Genomic DNA, 17,157 nt, shown 5'->3' with positions numbered 1-17,157 from the left:
AACTAGGGTCCTGCTTTGAAGTCGCGGGAAGAAAGTGAGTTTGCTAGACGCAATGGCGCAGACGCTGACTCGACTCGGTCTCCGTCGAGTTGGCGATTGTAGTAGTTTGGGATCCATTTTAGCGTTTGGTCGATGCCTCTCGTGATCGACTCTCCCGTTATTCCGATGCGATTAAACGGCCAGACGCCAGGGGAGACGATTTCCAACGTCGCGCCAACCAATCTTGCGCCGGTGCCGAAGCTCCTTCCGAGATCGAGCGGGTCGACCCGCTCGATTGTCATTGGGGCATCCAAATCGCGAAAGCGAACGAGTAACGGTAGGCTCCTGAGAGGCAAATCGACCTTCCCAGACAGTCGCCTGACTTTGCCGAGACCGTCTAGCACCGGTCGCGGCAATGCTCCGCCAGGAAAATTAAAAGCACGCAGCACGATGTAGTCAGCACCGGAGCGGCTATCGGAGCCTTCTCTTAGCAGCGCGAACAGCTGTCCTCTGGGCCCCAGATCAACCACAACGGCATCTCCCCGAATATCTATCCGGAATTCAGCCTGAGAAATGGGAAGGTTCTGCTTGCTGTAGCTCACCTCTACTACGCCCGCCCCTGTCTTGCGGACGCCATCGATTTCCGCCTCTAGCGTAAGGCGATACCGCACCGTGGCACTGTTGATCGCGACGTAACCGGAAACGGCTGCCACAATGAGTGCAAAGCCAATCAGCCACCTCACGACCAATGACCCGCTGCAAAATGCTTTTCACTTGCGGCTGGAAACGGGTGGCTATGGGACTTGTGGAGGGGGGCGGAGAAAACGGCGAATTTAATCGGCGCACCGAATCGCAGCTCAAAATGCATCGCTTCTGACAAGAAAAACAGCCGCATGTGCGCCCATAAATGAACCAATCACCAATAAACTGCACTCTAATCGGCTCACGACGTATTGCAAACGGAATCTCGACAACCAAGCCGTGCGTACGTCGAGACGCCTGCCAGTTCCGACTGCCGAAGCCGTCCGCCGACGTTCGGTCAGACCACCTCCGCTCAGGCGGGCCGCTGCCTATGTCTCGGATGAATAGCGTTGAAAATCCAGAAGCCACCCATCGTCGCGCCGACGACCGGCGGCGCTGAAATCAATTGCCCCGTCAGAAAGCCATTATGCTGCATTGAATCATATCCGAAATACAAACTGAGGAGTCCACCAGCCACGGCACAAGATGACCACCCAAATCCGAGCCAGCGGAAGCTCGCTCCAATGATCAGACAAGGAATGGCAGTCGATATCAGACCGTGCGCCCACATCATCAGGATAAACGGACCCATCGTGAGGAATGACAGAAGCAATAGAACCAGAACAAAGCCGCCAGCGAGAACCGAAGGCCACCCGGCAAATATGCGTTGCTCAATCGGGCGATCGAAATGCACTCCCGGCGAGCGGCTGGGCTGCCAGGTGACAAAGGCATCGGCATGACTTTCATCAATTCCCTGCTCCGCATCTCCGACGAGACGTCGGCGCAGCGATTGCGTCATCAGCGCCAGGATCAATCCGAACGCGATTGCCAGAGGAAATAATGACGTCGCAAAGAACATCGCGTAGGTCAGCGTATAAGACAGCGCTGCGGCGACCGAACTGAGCAACATCTTCCAAAGCTCTGCACTGAGAGCAAACGGAATCGTCAGCGTCAATTGACCGATTTGGGCACAGAGAAAGCACACGAAAATACAAACCACCGCGATCTGGGCCATGACGAAGCCGCCGCGCAGCAAAGCCCACGCGCCCGGCTTGATGATGTTCGATGGCCATCGCCACCATGCGAATAGCGCAGCCAGGATCAACGGGTAGTAGACCGGCGTCCAAGGCATGAACGCATCGGGCATCTTGGCGAGATCGATGCCTCCAAGCGGCTTAGGCTCGGTCGCAATCCCCAGAAATACCTTGAAAACAATGGTGGTCAGCGCCACTGCAAAAAGGACTGCCACGGCCTTCGAAAGACGGATCAGGATGACATCAGTTCGACGCGCCGACGCCGAAGCGTCGGTTCCGGCGTCATTTAGACCGGCCGTGGTCTGGTTGATCGTCATTCCTTCGACACCGAAAGCTCGCTGGCAATCATCTGCGCATTGACGATGTCGGTTTTCGTCAGTTCCCTTGCAATTTGCTCGAGCTTGGTTGCGGCGGCTCGGTTGCGGCCGTCGCGATTGGCGAGCATGAAGAGTGCGTACGCCTTCTTCACATCGCGGGGCTCGGCGACACCGGCGTTGATTGCCTCGCCATAGGCGAAAGCGCAGCCCGGATCGGCGGTCTTCTCGACGCAGCGCTTGAGCAGCTCATTGCCGCGGGCAAGATTCACCTCGCCGGTCCGGGCGCCCAGCGAGTGATAGAAATTGGCCAGAAATCGCATGGCGATCGGTTCGTTTTGATCGGCCGCCATGTTGAGCCACTTGAGCGCATCCTCTGCATGGTCCGTCAAACCAGCCAGATAGGGCATCAACTTACGCGCGCCGACAAAGGCCTGGGCCTCACGGTTGCCCTGCAGGGCCGCCTTTTCGGCGAGCCGATCGGCCTCCACTTCATCCTTTTTGACGCCGTTCCCCTGCAACGTCATGTCGGCCAGACGGAAGGTCGATCTTGCATCGCCCTTGTCCATGGCGAACCGGAAGTAGCGCGCGGCCCTTGCGGGATCGATGCTGCCCATCCAGCCGGAGAGAAACCCCTGACCGACGCCTTTCTGACTTGTATTAAGCTTTGCAAACTCCGGGGATTCCAAGGCCCGGTCGATCACAGCAATCAGCTCGGTGTGGTTCTGCGTGAAAGCCGACTGCGTGAACTTGTCGCCAATACCTATTTGCTGTGTAGCACCAGGGCTGTTGGTCTGGTTGGCGATGACGTTCAAAACGGGGTCTTTCTTCAGCCGCTCACTACCCTGCATTCCGTGCACGAAATCGTCGAGCAGTTGCTCCTTTCGGCTTCGCAGTTGGCCCAAGAAAGTAGCGTTTACCCTCGCAGCCTGATCCTCACGCATCCCCAAACGCGTAGCCACCGGCACAACTTCGTCCGTGATAATCTTTTCAACCCGGCCAGCAAAAAACGTAACTTGCTCCACCACGAATGGAGTAACCTCGCCAATCAGATTAAAGGCGAATTGGCAGGCCTCATTCACCTGCTTCGTGAGCAATTCCATCGCTTCGACATCAATGTTCCTTATCGATGCCCCTGTCTGCCCGCGCGAAGCGAGACGGTTCATTACTTCCCGAACAATCTTGGCAATCTCTACGGCTGTGTCGGTCGCACGGCCGTTAAGAGTTCGCCCCAAATAAGCAGGTATGTCGGACACTGAAGCCTCATGCTTCAGGAATAACGTCGACTTTACCTACTTCCTTCTGGAATTCTACCGGGCGTTATTACCCTAATAGGCAATTCCAGTAGCAACCTCCAGGCCCACTGCAGTTGCAAAGACTCATCGAAACCAATGAACGCCACCCGACTTGTCTTTGAGAATAGCCAACGCGGTAAGAATGGCCGTTGCTCTCGCGCCCAGCTTTAAGCGACCAATTGCGTCGATTAGCCACCCCAACCAATGGGAGAGAAAATGCTGACATCAAAACTGGAAGCAGCGAAGCGTCAGCTTGATTGCGCGATACGGCTTTACTTGACCGACGACCACCTCAGTTCAGTCATCACCCTCTCGCGAGCCTCGTTTCGCCTGTTGTGGGACATTTACCCGACTATCGCGCAAGACGGCTTTGAAAAGCCTTTGGGCAAAGTCATTGAAAACATCGGTTGGCACAAGCTCAACGCAATCACCAATTTCCTAAAACATGCCGACAAGGACACTGAGGCTCAGATGGAGCCCCACGACATAAACGCGAGAACGGGCATTGGGCTCGGCATTATTCTCTACAGCCGCGCGACAGAATCCTGTTCCCCGGAAATGAAGGCCTGGGAAAGCTTGATGACGCTCGACCAGCCGGAGATTTGGGATTCTCACCCCGACCCCGGGCACGATGGGTATGCCGACTTCAAAAGAGCGCTCGACCGATACAAAGTTTCTAACCGCGAGGAACGGCTCGCAATGGGTCGTCACTTTCTGCGCGGATTTAAGCGCATCGAAGCGGGCCTCGCCCCTGAGTGATTTACTCATCCCACCAATGCTTTGTGTCGGCACCCGCCCTCAGGTGCGTTTTGGTGCCTTTTTGTGGCCCCTACGACCAAGCGGTGCCCTTGATTTCACTGAATTTTCGACTAAAGCGTTCCTTTCACACGGGAAGGGTTTCCGGTTCATTTTACGTTTTGATTACACGCGAAACACGCATTGAGAACCGATAAGCTTTTGCTCGAAAGCTTATCAGTCAACGAACTGACTCCATTTGCGACCAAACCTTGTCAGTCGACCGACGGTCTCACGAGGCGTTACGCGGTCTGATTGCCAAGACAACGAGGATGGCTTCTGCGAGTTGACAGATCGTAGTAGTCGATCTTCCAGAAATTCCGACCGCATTCTGGTCGATGGCGCCAAGTCGTGTGTGGATCAGCACCGAAGCGGGACCCCGCCGATCCGCAGAATAAATTGCTGATTTACTTGAGACATATCGAATTCGGCAGGGGTCCCGATCGGCGCCGATCGGGGCCCCTGCTCAAACCAATTTTCAGTTAGAAATCCACTGCTTAAGTGGATCTACGAGAGGGTCCCGCTTCGGCGCAGATTTACAACGGACCGCGGAATTGTGGCGACCGCCACGTGCCGGAGTGCATGTCGGGGTCGCGTTTCCGTCGAGGATCACGCCGACCGCGTGGCAGACGCAGTTCGGGTCGGCGATCATAGCACCGCCGATGGAAAGTCCGCCGTCAATCGGCGCGCTCGACCTTGAGAAACTCCTCATCGAGCAGAAGGCGCGCTCTACGGTAGATGTCCAGGGTCAGCTTGTCCTTGCTTAGAAGACCATCGTAACAGCTTGCGTAGGCCGCGACGCTCACATCGATGAAGTCGTTCGGCAACTTGTCCACGTCCTTGGCGACGCCGTTTGCGATGACGGTAATCGCGTGCAGGCGGGCGCACAATGCGAAGCGAAACGTGAACGTGTGAAAGACATCATCTCTCGGCGGCCACCCCGGCTGATCCGGATGATCTTCGAAGAACTGTTGCGTCATCTCCATGACATGCGTCCGGATCTTCTCGATCAGTCCCGGCGTGAAGCTATCGGCGCGGAACGCTTCCAATTCCTCCTTGGTGTAGCGCTTTCGTGCCTCGTCGATGTTCTTTTGGAAGGTGTCCGCATTCTGGCGCATGTCCGCAAGCTGGGCTCGCGCGCCGGCGGCCCGACGGGCGATGTGGTTCAAGGCGAGAACGTCGCCGCTTTTGGCGCGTTCGCGGGTGTGACGGCACCACTTGCGAAAGCTCGAGGTTCTCCGGCCGCCGGTGAGACGCTTCTTCATGCCCTTTCGGCGCCCCTTGAGGCACGCGACGTCGCGCGAATCCTTGGTCAGGACGACCTGTTTGGCGTGTTCGGCCAGAATCTCCGTCGATCTGACGACGTTCAGCGGTGCATCTCCCTTGAGCATCTCAAGCTCGACGAACGGCGTGATCACAACCTTGTTGTTCGGATCCGTCAGGTAACCGCGCAGCTCGTCCCCCTGCAGGTAGTTGGTATCGACCACCATCCGTGTCATGCGCAACCTTCTCCCCTCAGTCGCTCGGGACTTGCGACAGATCGTCGGCGCGCACCGATCCGGAGATTCTGGTCAGGTCCGCCTTATTCCTTTCGGCCCACGTCGACAGGTTCTTGGGGCGGTACGTCTCGTCACTCTGCCATCGCTCGAAAACGGAGCTATCGATCGTTTCGTTGATCGGGCTCTCGACTGCGGTACCGGAATCGATGGGATCGGCCCCGATCGGTCGCTGATACTCCCTTTGAAGATACCTATAGAATCCGCCGAGGAAGCTTCCATAGGAGTCAATCACCGGCGATTTGATGGTCGGAGAGAACTGGTCGACATCACTGCGAAACGATAGTCCCTGGGCGGCGGCCCGCTTCATCATCCATGCGAACGGCCTCTGGGAGAGCAGGTCGTTCGAGTAGCCGCCGCCGACATTGGCGTGAGCGCCGACAAACCAGCGCTGCTCCGCTTCCGCCAGCGATCGAGGAGCTCTCGGTTGATCCGCATTCGGATCCTTCGGGACACTCCTGGTCCATAATGTAGGGGCGAAATCCGGGCGGTGTTCATCGATGGCCAGCGCGTGCGCGGCTGCGATATTAGGAGTGCGAAGGCTGGTGTTGAGAAAGGAGTGACTCTTTCTGAAGCGGCTGATGCCCACGGGAACGCCTAGGGATCCAACGGTATCGAACACGCCCAGGAACTTGATGTTCACGAAGCGCGAGTACCGCACAAGCCATTCCTCTTCCAGTGTGGGATTCTTCGGAGGATGATTGAGAAGGCGTTCGATCGACGGGACCGTCAATCCCAAGCGATAGCGATCATAAAGCTGCTTGATCGAGAGCGGCCCACCTGGCTTCAGCACGCCGCACCGCGAGACGAATCCGGACAAACTGCGCGCCGTGTAGGATCCCCGGGAAAATCCGAAGATGAAGATGTCGTCGCCGTCGTTGTAGTTTTCGACGAGCCACTGATAGGTCTCGAGAAGTATTTCGTCGATGCCGACACCGAACATTCCGCCGCGCACTTTGCTACCGACCTGCGTTCCCAGGCCGGCGTTGTAGTAGATCGACTGCCTGACCCGGTCTGCACCGACGGGGGCGGTAAGAGCACGGAGCCGCCAGACGTTGGTGTTGTCGTTGGTCGTATTCCACGTGCCATCGAGGAACAGTGCTATCCGCTTTTTAGGCTGGTCGCCTGCCAATTCGCCGGTCATTCTCAATACCTTTGGTGAGCAATGGCCGTGATGTTACCTGTAGTTGTGGCAATTGGTAAGAATTCTTCGTGCGATCCAGCGGTTCTGGTCGGCAGGCGTCGCTCACTGCACCACGCCGGCACGAAGGCCGGGAGCCCGCGCACAGGCCAGTGTGCGGGCTTCAATCATTTCCTGCGTTTCCTATTCGACGTCGATCGTACCGTAGAGCAGGTCGCCGGCCTCGCGGAACATGTGCTCCGCCGCCGCCGACGGGCCCCACCCGAGTGTCACCGGCGGCATGTCGAACACGATCGGCGTGAGGTCCGGCATCAAGCCGTTCGAGTGAAGCTGGAACAGCGATCTGTAGAGCGCGTGCAGGAAGCCGAGTATCTCCTTCATCTCGTCGATGTTGGTCTTGGCCATCAGCGCGTCGGCGTCGGCGCTGCTGACGCTCTTGTGCGCGAAGATCTTGTGCCGGATGTCGCGGTAGGTCGCCTCATAGACCTTTCGCCACTTCGCGACCTCCTTGCGCATGGCGCGCACGTCGTCGGTGGTCAGATCGTATTTCGTGGAGGCGTAGGCCGCGGCGTCGACCGGGGTCATGCCCTGCACGACGCGGCGTTGCTGCAGGCCGGCACGGCTCAGGGCGCCGATAGAGGCCGAGACCGCCATCATCAGCTTGTCGATGTTGTGGAGCGATTTCGGATCCTGGTCGAAGATGCGGCCGAGCACGACGAACGCCGACATCAGCAGCGCGTAGCGCGTCGTCCGCCAGAACATCGGCGTCTCGCGCATCTTCTCGAGCACCTCGGGATTGCGGGCCGGCACCAATTGCGTCGCGAGATAGCCGAAGAAGTATTGCTGCGCGGACTCCTCCTCGCCGCGGAACATCTCCAGTTCGTGCCCGAACGCCGGCGGAGCCGGGGCGGTCGGCGGCGTCACCGTTTGGGACATGGCCACGCCTTGGTCAGAGCCTGCACCTGCTGCCAGCGCCGCTCCACGGCCTGAGAAACGAGATCGACGGCCGCCTCGCCGCCAAAGGCGCCATTGAGTCGTCCGCCCGCGTCTAGGAAGACGTCCTTCATACCCTGCGACCAAGTGATCGCGCGCCAGAGGCGACCGCGCAGAAAAGCACTCACCTGAGAGGAGCCGTCCCGACTCGCAGGCACATAGATCATCTGAATGCGGGCGCGGTCAGTCGGCCGCATATCCGAGCGATCGCCGTCCTCAAAATTGCCGATCGCGCGGATGGCCTGGTACTTCTGTTCGATTACGCCCTCGAGCGAACCGTCGTCTGTCCAGCGTCCTTCAAGCCTCAACCGACATTTCAGCCGCCCGTCCTCCTCGCAGGCCATTTGATGAAAAAACTCCGGCACCGCCGCATGGCCGTCTGCGCCGTCGAGCTCCGGAAAGGACAAGATTGCCTCGACCACGAACTCGCGCTCAAGCGGCGCTCCCGCTTCGACGCTGGGCACGTGGAAATCCTGCCGTCGCAGTCGCCGATGCTCGGGCGTGACGCCGAACAGCCTCAGCAGCGCCTGCATCACCGCAGTCTTGCCAGAACCATTGACGCCCACGAACGCGGTCAGACCTCGAGCCGTGTCGATCGTCGTCGTCTGCGGTCCAAAGCACCGGAAGTTCGTCAGGTGAAGTCGTTCGAGATACATGAGTAATCCGCAATCTTGGGGCGGGCCCGATCCATTATTTCCCAGGGCCGCACAATCAGGAGGAGAAAACGCCCTTGATATGCTATCAAGGCGGCTGTGGACCGCGTACCCGGCCAGGATGACACCCCGCCGGCGCTGGCGGGTGAGATCGGGGGCAATGGAGCCAGAGGGAGAGAAACAGGGGGAGACGCTGATCGGCGACTTCGATGTCGCCGACGAATTGCTTTTTGCAGCCGAGAGCGGCGGCTTGCACGATCTCGGGCCTATTCGCGTGCAACGGTCGGGACAGATCGGGCCGCTGGTCGAGCTGGTTCGAGCCCGACAGCAATATCCTGAAGCCTTTGCGTCCGTGGTGTTTGAAGCACCGTTCGTCGCGACCATCCAGGCTGCCCTTGATCGCGACACCGTGACCGGCACCGAAAAGAACGCGCAGGCCGGCGCTTTTCCGCTTCAACGGCTTGGCGTGAATGGCGAGCGATCGGACCTGTGGCAGCTTTGGGCGAGCCGCGCCGACCAGGCCGCCCTCACCGCCGGCTTCCCAGCGCAAATCGCAGCCGAGATTGTCGGCGCGCTCGGCGAGCTCCAAGACAATGTTTTCCGCCATAGCGAGGCGGCACGTACAGGCCTTATCGCATTCGCTGCGCGGCCTGGTACGTTCGAAGTCGTCGTCAGCGACAGCGGCGTCGGCGTGCTCGCTAGCCTGCGCTCGCATGCGGACTATGCCTGCATCAAGGACGCCGGCGCGGCCTTGAAGGTCGCGGTGGCCGATGGGGAATCCCGCTTCGGCCGCGATAGCGGCTGCGGCTTCGGCATGGGACAGATGTTTCGCGCGCTGGCCAACCATGACGGCGACCTACGTTTCCGCAGCGACGATCACGCGCTCGAGGTTCGCGGGCACAGCCCGAGCCTCCAAGGTCGCATCCAGCTCCGCCAGAAAGCTGCCCTGCCTGGTCTGACCATCAGCGTGCTGTGCCGACCGACGAGCGTTCCGGGCCGAGCGCTCTGAGTCCGCCGTCGGCGCGAAGTCGGAGAGCTGAAGCGCCGTGCGCTTGGTGACTATATTGTGGGCGAGCAGGTCGTCGATTGGCGCGCCCTTAGGTGTCGAGATCCGTGGCCAACGCAGACGGCCAGACTCGGTGAATTCCGCCCGGCGGCGTTTCAGGGTGCGCGCAAAGGCATCGGTCTCAATGAGGATTACCTGGCCGAAGTGGCGCTTCAGGCGGCGAAGAACTTGAGCACCACCGCGCACGACAAGCGTGAGCGGTCGTCCCGCCACGTCGGCGATCTGGCAGAGACGATCGACATGCCAGTCGATTCGGCTCGGCACGCCAGCGCCGGTGCGAAACTCGAATGCAACGATCTCGACTTCCGAGCGCTCCTGCACGAAGCGCATCCAGCGCGTATAGTCCTGATCGGTCCGTGCATTCAGGTGCAGCGCCGCCGGAATCCCCGCCGCCATCAGCTCAGCCCAGCCGAGCGCTATGCGCTTGATGCTGTGCAGATTGTCGGACCGCGGCACGTTCAAGAACAGGCTGAAGTTCGGCACGGTGACCAGCGCGATCCGAAGATCGCGCAGCGTCGACATGATCAGCTCGCGATCGGCAAAGGCCCACCACGCCTCGAGCTTGACGTCCCGATCGACGCCCGAGGCAACGACTGTCGCGGTTTCGGGGATGCGGAAGCGCTCGGCGAGTTCAGCGCGAGTGCGAACATGCGGCTGGCCGCTTCCCATGTGGAAGAGCTCATACAAGGGAACGGCGACAACGGGCTCGTTCAGGACCGATTGGCGGCTATATTTATGCCCGATGAGAGGGATGACGGACGGCAGCGCGGGCGTCTCAAGAGCCGCAACCCGGGGCGTCGGTTCAAGTTCAAAGCCGCCGATCTCGAGGTAGCGCTCGAAGAACTGGTCCGGCTTGTTGCGACAGACGGAGTCACAGGCGGCGCGATCCTCACACGAACAGAAATCGTTGCAGTCGAACACGCCAGCATGGGTGTGAAGGCCTCCACAGGTCTTGAAGTCCGGGCAGCCGCCGCAGCCAAGCGACGGCGCATAGAACGCGGCGTCGTCGCGAAGCCGATGGGACGGCTTGAAGTCGCGTGTGGGCTCCTGCGGGGCGCGTCGGGTCATTTGAGCTTGATCTCCGCAGTTGCTCCGAGGATACCGACGCGCTCGACGACGGCCGGAGCCATGCCCTGTCGCGCATCAACGGCGGCCCGCACGGAAGGCGGCGCGTTGGGAATGCTTGCCACCTGCCGAAGCCCGTCGAACACGACCAGATCCGCCCCCTTCGACTGGATCAGCACAGTGGCGCCCTGACACGCCGCTCCCTTCGCGGTCAGCTTCGCCGTGAGCGTGCGGCTTTCCTCCGACATGCTGACGTCCATTAAGGTTGGCGTCCTGATGCGGTCGATGCCCCTCGCCCAGCGCTTGGTGTAAGGTTTGCCGCTGGCGTTTCGGATGAATTCAATCCCCATCACGCGACCTCCAAGACAGGTGCAAAAGTTTTGGTTTTCCCTGATCGGCGCTCGATCAAAAGACCGCGCGCGGCCAGATTGGACAGGCGGTTGTTCCAGGCCGTCGGCGCCAAGCTCTCTTGGCTCTGCGCAGCAAGACTCGGCGCGCTTGCCGTACCGAGGCGCGCGACGAGATCGAAGGTCGAGCGGTGAGCCTCGTCAAGCTCACCGAGTATCTTCGGATCGCGAACCTCGCCTTCGGGCGTCAGGCGGCAAATCCACAGCGCATCCTTCCGATGCCGCAGAAAAAATTCGAGCTCTTCAGTCACTTCGGGTGAGGCGTTTGCGATGACTGGGTAGAGCGCCGGCAAGGTGGCGCGCGCATAGTCGCGAAAAGCGATCACACCCTCGCGCAGGAAGGAGGCGGTTGCGACGGTGACGCCATCGAAATCCAAATAAACAGGCTCCGGCTCGGCCAGCGGGCGCGCAGCTGCGACCAGCTTTCCAAGCAGCTGACGGCCGGCCTGCACACCGCTGAGCACCGGCTGGCCACCGGCCAGAGTAAGAATCGATAACTTCACTTTTTTATCCTCATTGAACTCAGTGAGTATGGGGAGGATGCATTTTGTTGTCAAGAGCCGCCGATTTTATCCCCGAGTTTCCTCAGGATCGGCCGTGGACGAAGAGCTGGGTGACCCGAATTGGGATTCTATTAACCTAACGCGCCCTAGGAAAATTGTAATCTTCGTGCTACATATTCGCAAAATCTGAAGTGCGAAGGTATCAAATGCCAACTCCACACAACCCTCCCGCGGCCGTACGGCGGGCCCTGCGCAAGCTAGGCGCCGACATCCATGATGCCCGTCGGCGCCGACGGCTGCCGATGGCAGTCGTGGCCGAGCGCGCCTTCACGTCCCGCTCGACTTTGCAAAAAGTCGAAGCCGGGGACACCAACGTCAGCATCGGCATATATGCCGGCGTTCTTCAGGCTCTCGGCCTGCTCGACGGCCTGATTAAAGTCGCCGATATCAGCAACGACAGTGTCGGCCAGGCGCTCGCCAGCGCCGAACTGCCCAAGCATATCCACCTCAAACGCAAAACCGGAGCTTCACGCGATGGCTGACTTTGAGGTGCATATCGATCTCGGTGGCAGCACGCGGCGCATCGGACTGGCAAGGAGCAATCAAGTTCGCGGCTCGGAGACCATTCTATTCGAGTACGATGGCGCGTGGCTTGGTGACCCAGACAAGTTCTCGCTGGAGCCTGCCTTGGCCCTGACGCGGGGCACCTTCGCTCCTCCCCCCGGACTGGCGACCTTCGGCTCCATCGGCGACTCCGCGCCTGACACTTGGGGCCGCCGTCTGATGCAGCGCGCCGAACGTCGCCTCGCCAATCGCGAACACCGCGCCGTTCGCACGCTTGCAGAAAGCGACTATTTGCTCGGCGTTGCCGACGAAACCCGACTTGGCGCACTCCGCTTCCGCTGGGTCGGCGAAGAAGCCTTCCAGGCGCCGATCCGCGCCGGCGTGCCCGCCTTGATCGAACTCGGCCGGCTGCTCGAGATCACCGAGCGCATTCTCCGCGACGAGGAGACGGACGAAGATCTCCAGCTTATCTTCGCGCCCGGCTCCTCCCTCGGCGGCGCCCGACCGAAGGCGTCAGTCGTCGACCAGCATGGCAACCTCTCGATCGCCAAGTTTCCGAAGGAGACCGACGACTACAGCATGGAGACCTGGGAGGAGATTGCGCTGCGGCTCGCTGGCCAGGCCGGCATCGCCACCCCGCAACACGAACTGGTCGAAGTGGCAGGCAAGGCCGTGATGCTGTCGCGCCGTTTCGATCGCAATGACTCCGTCCGCATCCCGTTCCTGTCCGCAATGGCGATGATGGGCGCCAAAGACGGCGAGCGCGGCAGCTATCCGGAGATCGTCGATGCTCTCGCCCAACATGGCGCGCAAGGAAAGAAGGACGCCCATGCCCTTTACCGGCGAGTCGTCTTCAACGTGCTGATCTCCAACGTCGATGATCATCTGCGCAACCATGGTTTCCTGTGGTTGGGAAAGGCGGGATGGTCGCTCTCTCCGGCTTACGATCTCAATCCCGTGCCCACCGATGTGAAGGCGCGGGTACTGACGACGAACATCGATCTCGACGAAGGCACTTGCTCGCTCGACCTGCTCGAAGCCGCGTCGGAATTCTTCGCGCTGACCCTGCCGCAGGCCCGCTCGGTCATCAAAGAAGTCGCCACTGTCACCGCGAACTGGCGTGAAACCGCAAAGGCGGTCGGCGCCCGGTCGGCCGAGATCAACCGCATGGCCAGCGCCTTCGAGCATGATGATTTGAAGCGAGCACTGGCCTTATGACGAGAACCTTCCTTCACAGCTTCGACCCGCCATCGGCCAGCCCGGTCACGGGCACGACCGTCGACCTCGACGTGGCGGATATCGAGGATGCGGGCATCCGCGAGGTACTGCAGACGCCGGGCGCTGCCTATGGCGCATGGTCCATTCTCGACGCGCTCCTGGCGCCGACCGGCGTAGGCACGCCTTTCATTTTCCGTGAACCGCTAGGCCAGGCTCGGGAAGTTAAGGTCGCCCTGTCGGGGCTCTTCGGGCGCTTCGTCGCCCGCGCCTATCTCGAGCGCTACTTCAACCTGTCGATCTTCGCGCATCTGGGCAGCCAGACGATCGATCTGGACCGCCGGCGGAAGGTCAAGATCAAGCGGCTGTCGCGCGGTGACCTGCCCGATTGGATCGCCTGCGCATCGGATCTGTCCTCACTGACGGTCGCCGAGGCCAAGGGCTGTCACGATCCCGGAGGCCCGGCCAAAGCGCTGACGCGGGCCTGGGCGCAGGCCGGCCGCATCGACGTAACCGCCCGGGGCCGCAAGGTCACGGTCAAGCGCATCGCTATCGCAACGCGCTGGGGCATGGCCCACGCCGGCCCGGCGGACGCCCATCTCTCCGTCAAAGATCCGCTCGACGAGGGCGAGCCCATCGAGCCGCTGGAGAAGGAGGCCCTCTTCATCGGCATGCTTCGGCTGCACATCGCCAACCTGATCCGACCGCTCGGTCATGCCGAACTGGCGGGAGCGCTCTATCGGCTGACGCAGCAACCGTTCGCACGCAGGCTTCAAGGCGATCTCGATCTGGCCCGCTCCGCGCTCGACGCAGCTTCGGTAGGAGAAGTGGATAAAACAGCAGCTATGGACGGGCTGGTCGGCGGGATCGTCACCCGCGCCGGTCCGGTGACGGACACGGACGTCACGCCCGGCGATCAGGAGTCGCTTGCGCGCCTCAATCTGCGGCCGGTGTTTGTCGGTGTTGAGCGCGAGCTGATCCGGGCTGCCATCGATGCGGAGCCGCAGACGGTGCGCACGCGGCTGACCCAGTCGGTGCGTCCCGATGATTTCGCGCGGCCCGATCGCGCGGGCGGCTGGATCGTGCCGCTCGGCGAAGAACGGCACATTATCGGCGGGACCTGACGCGGGAATACACGGCAAGACATACCAATTGCCGGTATCGGCAAATAAAATCGGGGCGGAAACATGGATGGACAGGATGGAGATCTCTCCAACGAGGCCGCGGCTCTTGCCGACATCCTCAAATGGTCGGCGGACATTCCCGCTTGGCAACGGGATGCCCTGCGGCGGCTGTGTGGCCAAACGAAGCTGGAGCCGGCGGACCTGATGTCGCTCGTGGCCATCTGCAAGGCCGCCGAGCAAGGCACGCCGCTCGACGCGACCCATATCCGAGATCCCGCCGCCAGCCATGCCGTCGTCAGTCTCGGCGCGCTCCACGGCCTATCAAACGTCAACGCGCTCGCGCCGGGCGAACGCCTGTCCTTTGGAAAGGCCGGGCTGACGGTGATCTACGGCGACAACGGCGCCGGCAAGTCCGGCTATGCCCGTGTGCTTAAGCAGCTCTGCCGCGCCCGTTCCCCCAAAGGTGACGCGATCCTGCCTAACATCTACGCGTCCGCTTCCGGCACGCCATCCGCCAATGTGGAGTTCTATATTGGCGGGCAGAAGCGCAACGCCTCCTGGACACAAGGCACTCCGACCGACGCGATGCTCTCGGCGGTCAGCGTATTCGATTCACGCACCGCCAACGTCCATGTCGAGAACACCAACGATCTCGCCTACACGCCTCTGCCGCTCCGCATCCTCGCCGGCCTTGCGCAGGCCTGTCAGGACGTGAAGGCCAAGCTCGCCGCCGAGATCAAGACCCTGCAGGAACAGACACCGGCCGTTCTTTCCAAACCCGAGTGCAAGCCCCAGACAGAAGTCGGCAAGCTGATCGCAGCACTTTCAGGTAAGACCAAGTCGGAAACGGTTGAGAAACTGTCGGGCCTCACTGCCGAGGAGGAAGCCCGGCTTCAGACCCTCGTCACCGATCTCGCCAGCGATCCGACGCGTACGCTGCGCCAGCTCCAGGGCCAAGAGACCCGCCTCAAGACCATCATCGACCATCTCGAGCGGCTGGCGGGCATCGTGGCTGAGAAAACCCGAACCGGGTTGCACGATGCCCATACGCGTCTCGACACCGCACGCCGGGCGGCCGCTACCGCTTCTGCGAACCTCTTCGCCGACGAGCCGCTGCCTGACATCGGGTCGGACGTGTGGAAGTCGCTCTGGGAGGCAGCTCGGGACTATTCCCGCGCGTCAGCCTATCCCGGTAAAGGCTTTCCCGTCACGGACGCCGACGCGCATTGCGTTCTCTGCCAGCAACCCCTCCGCGAAGAAGCTTCGAAACGCCTGAGTAGCTTCGAGGCCTTCGTCCAGGACGAGAGCAAACGTCGGGAGGAAGAGGCTGAGACAGCCTATGACGAGGCGCTGCAGGATGTCGCGTCAAAGGCAATCGCGATGGCCGACGTTCCGGCCATCATCACGCTGATCCGGGATGATCTTGGACAGGAATCGCTCGCGACATCCGTTCGTCGCGAGATTCTCGCTATGGCCTGGCGCCTGCGCGCCATCCTGCGCACCCATCGTCTCGAAACACTGCCGACCCTGCCGCCGGCAATCGCCGTTTCTCTCGATCCCTTGCGAACGGCTCTTTCTGGCCTGGCGACCCGCATGGAAGCCTTACGCTCGGAGGCCAACTCGCCCCAACGAACCGCGCTTGTCGCCGAACGCGATGCGCTTGCCGACCGTAAATGGCTCGGCGTCGTAGAGTCCGACGTACTCGCCCAGATCACACGCCTCAAGGCCGTCGAGGCCCTCGAAAAGGCGAGCAAGGACACCACCACCAACAAGATCACCACCCAGAGCGCCAGGATCGCGCAGGCGCTCGTGACCAATCGGTTGCGCGGGCGTTTCGCCATCGAGGTCGACAAGCTCGGCGTCGCCGGGCTTGCCATCGAGCTCCAGCAGGCGAAGACGACCGCCGGCGTGCCCTTCTTCCAGGTCCGGCTAATCAACAAGCCGAGCGAGCCAGTCGGCAAGGTGCTGAGTGAAGGAGAGCATCGCTGCGTCGCGCTCGCCGCGTTCCTGGCGGAACTGTCCACGATCGACGCACAATCGGCGATCGTGTTCGACGATCCCGTTTCGTCGCTCGACCACCTGCATCGCGACCGGGTCGCCGCGCGCCTGGCCGAAGCGGGTCAGACTCGCCAAGTGATCGTCTTCACCCACGACATGGCCTTCCTCCTGCTGCAGGACGAAGCGTGCCGCGCGACCAAGGATCGCGAGGCGACGCCCGTCACCTATCGCCTGATCAGCCGCGGCGGCGAGAATTCCGGCTTCTGCCATCAAGATCCGCCCGCCAGCGTCATGCCGCTCGACAAGGTGCTCGACGGCATGAAAGCGCACCTGGCCAATGTGAAGATCCACCATGAGCGCGGCGATCAAGCCAAGTGGCTGCGCGAAGTAACCTCATTCCAGGACCAGTTGCGCACGACATGGGAGCGCGCCGTAGAGGAAGTGGTCGGGCCGGTGATCCGCCGACTGTCGCGCAAGGTCGATACCGCCGGCCTCATCAAGCTCACGGTTCTCACCGACGGCGATTGCGCAACCATGCGCGAGGCGTTCGGGAGATGCTCGGCGCTGCTCCACAGCCAGCCCGGCGAGATCAACCCCCGGCTGCCAGCACCGACCGTCATTCAGGCGGAGATCGACGCGCTCGAAAAGTGGATCGTGGATATCCGAACCCGGCAGGAGACGGCAGCATGACGAAGCTCCAGCGCGTTGCGCCGC

At 61.1% G+C, this 17,157-nt stretch carries 15 protein-coding genes; 5 read left to right on the top strand and 10 right to left on the bottom strand.

Annotated features, from left to right (window positions below; translation table 11 throughout):
* Positions 1–2: 2 nt before the first annotated feature.
* The 3 genes from BMY71_RS24435 to BMY71_RS14750 all read right to left on the bottom strand — a co-directional run bounded on the left by BMY71_RS24435 (position 3) and on the right by BMY71_RS14750 (position 3,234).
* A complete protein-coding gene (locus tag BMY71_RS24435) occupies positions 3–722 on the bottom strand; it encodes a hypothetical protein (RefSeq protein WP_139202649.1) in 720 nt (239 codons plus the stop codon).
* Between the two features lie 311 nt (positions 723–1,033).
* Positions 1,034–2,071, bottom strand: a complete 1,038-nt coding sequence (locus tag BMY71_RS14755) for a hypothetical protein (RefSeq protein WP_092684695.1) — start codon at positions 2,069–2,071, stop codon at positions 1,034–1,036.
* Positions 2,068–3,234, bottom strand: coding sequence for a tetratricopeptide repeat protein (locus BMY71_RS14750; protein ID WP_092684693.1), 1,167 nt, complete (start codon positions 3,232–3,234; stop codon positions 2,068–2,070). Before BMY71_RS14750 ends, BMY71_RS14755 begins: the two co-directional genes overlap by 4 nt.
* A 345-nt stretch (positions 3,235–3,579) precedes the next feature.
* On the opposite strand from BMY71_RS14750, the gene BMY71_RS14745 reads away from it, so the two are divergent.
* Positions 3,580–4,122, top strand: coding sequence for a hypothetical protein (locus tag BMY71_RS14745; RefSeq protein WP_139202647.1), 543 nt, complete (start codon positions 3,580–3,582; stop codon positions 4,120–4,122).
* A gap of 713 nt (positions 4,123–4,835) precedes the next feature.
* Here the strand turns inward: BMY71_RS14745 and BMY71_RS14740 are convergent.
* The 7 genes from BMY71_RS14740 to BMY71_RS14705 form a co-directional block, all read right to left on the bottom strand.
* Positions 4,836–5,657: a hypothetical protein gene (locus BMY71_RS14740; protein WP_139202646.1), complete on the bottom strand. Its 822-nt coding sequence runs from the start codon at positions 5,655–5,657 to the stop codon at positions 4,836–4,838.
* A gap of 16 nt (positions 5,658–5,673) precedes the next feature.
* Complete coding sequence (locus BMY71_RS14735) at positions 5,674–6,858, bottom strand: T6SS phospholipase effector Tle1-like catalytic domain-containing protein (RefSeq protein ID WP_092684687.1); 1,185 nt, start codon at positions 6,856–6,858, stop codon at positions 5,674–5,676.
* A gap of 180 nt (positions 6,859–7,038) precedes the next feature.
* Positions 7,039–7,791: an AbiU2 domain-containing protein gene (locus BMY71_RS14730; protein WP_092684685.1), complete on the bottom strand. Its 753-nt coding sequence runs from the start codon at positions 7,789–7,791 to the stop codon at positions 7,039–7,041.
* On the bottom strand, positions 7,776–8,504 hold the full coding sequence (locus BMY71_RS14725; RefSeq protein ID WP_092684683.1) for an AAA family ATPase: 729 nt from the start codon (positions 8,502–8,504) through the stop codon (positions 7,776–7,778). Before BMY71_RS14725 ends, BMY71_RS14730 begins: the two co-directional genes overlap by 16 nt.
* Before the next feature lie 853 nt (positions 8,505–9,357).
* Entirely contained in the window at positions 9,358–10,635 is a 1,278-nt protein-coding gene (locus BMY71_RS14715; protein WP_092684679.1) for a DUF4417 domain-containing protein, read from the bottom strand.
* Positions 10,632–10,982 carry a hypothetical protein gene (locus BMY71_RS14710; protein WP_092684677.1) on the bottom strand — a complete coding sequence of 117 codons (351 nt, stop codon included), beginning with the start codon at positions 10,980–10,982 and terminating at the stop codon, positions 10,632–10,634. The genes BMY71_RS14715 and BMY71_RS14710 overlap by 4 nt, the downstream gene beginning before the upstream one ends.
* Positions 10,982–11,542, bottom strand: coding sequence for an STAS-like domain-containing protein (locus BMY71_RS14705; protein ID WP_244526063.1), 561 nt, complete (start codon positions 11,540–11,542; stop codon positions 10,982–10,984). Before BMY71_RS14705 ends, BMY71_RS14710 begins: the two co-directional genes overlap by 1 nt.
* Before the next feature lie 206 nt (positions 11,543–11,748).
* Here BMY71_RS14705 and BMY71_RS14700 point away from each other — a divergent pair, with 206 nt between their 5' ends.
* From BMY71_RS14700 to BMY71_RS14685, 4 genes are all read left to right on the top strand, one after another.
* Complete coding sequence (locus BMY71_RS14700) at positions 11,749–12,084, top strand: helix-turn-helix domain-containing protein (RefSeq protein ID WP_092684675.1); 336 nt, start codon at positions 11,749–11,751, stop codon at positions 12,082–12,084.
* Entirely contained in the window at positions 12,077–13,324 is a 1,248-nt protein-coding gene (locus BMY71_RS14695) for a type II toxin-antitoxin system HipA family toxin (RefSeq protein WP_092684673.1), read from the top strand. The genes BMY71_RS14700 and BMY71_RS14695 overlap by 8 nt, the downstream gene beginning before the upstream one ends.
* Positions 13,321–14,445, top strand: a complete 1,125-nt coding sequence (locus BMY71_RS14690) for a hypothetical protein (RefSeq protein ID WP_175557682.1) — start codon at positions 13,321–13,323, stop codon at positions 14,443–14,445. The genes BMY71_RS14695 and BMY71_RS14690 overlap by 4 nt, the downstream gene beginning before the upstream one ends.
* Before the next feature lie 63 nt (positions 14,446–14,508).
* A complete protein-coding gene (locus BMY71_RS14685; RefSeq protein WP_092684671.1) occupies positions 14,509–17,133 on the top strand; it encodes an AAA family ATPase in 2,625 nt (874 codons plus the stop codon).
* The last annotated feature ends 24 nt before the right edge of the window (positions 17,134–17,157 follow it).

This window comes from Rhodopseudomonas pseudopalustris, assembly GCF_900110435.1.
Lineage (GTDB): Bacteria > Pseudomonadota > Alphaproteobacteria > Rhizobiales > Xanthobacteraceae > Rhodopseudomonas > Rhodopseudomonas pseudopalustris.
This window is presented reverse-complemented; position numbering and strand designations above follow the sequence as displayed.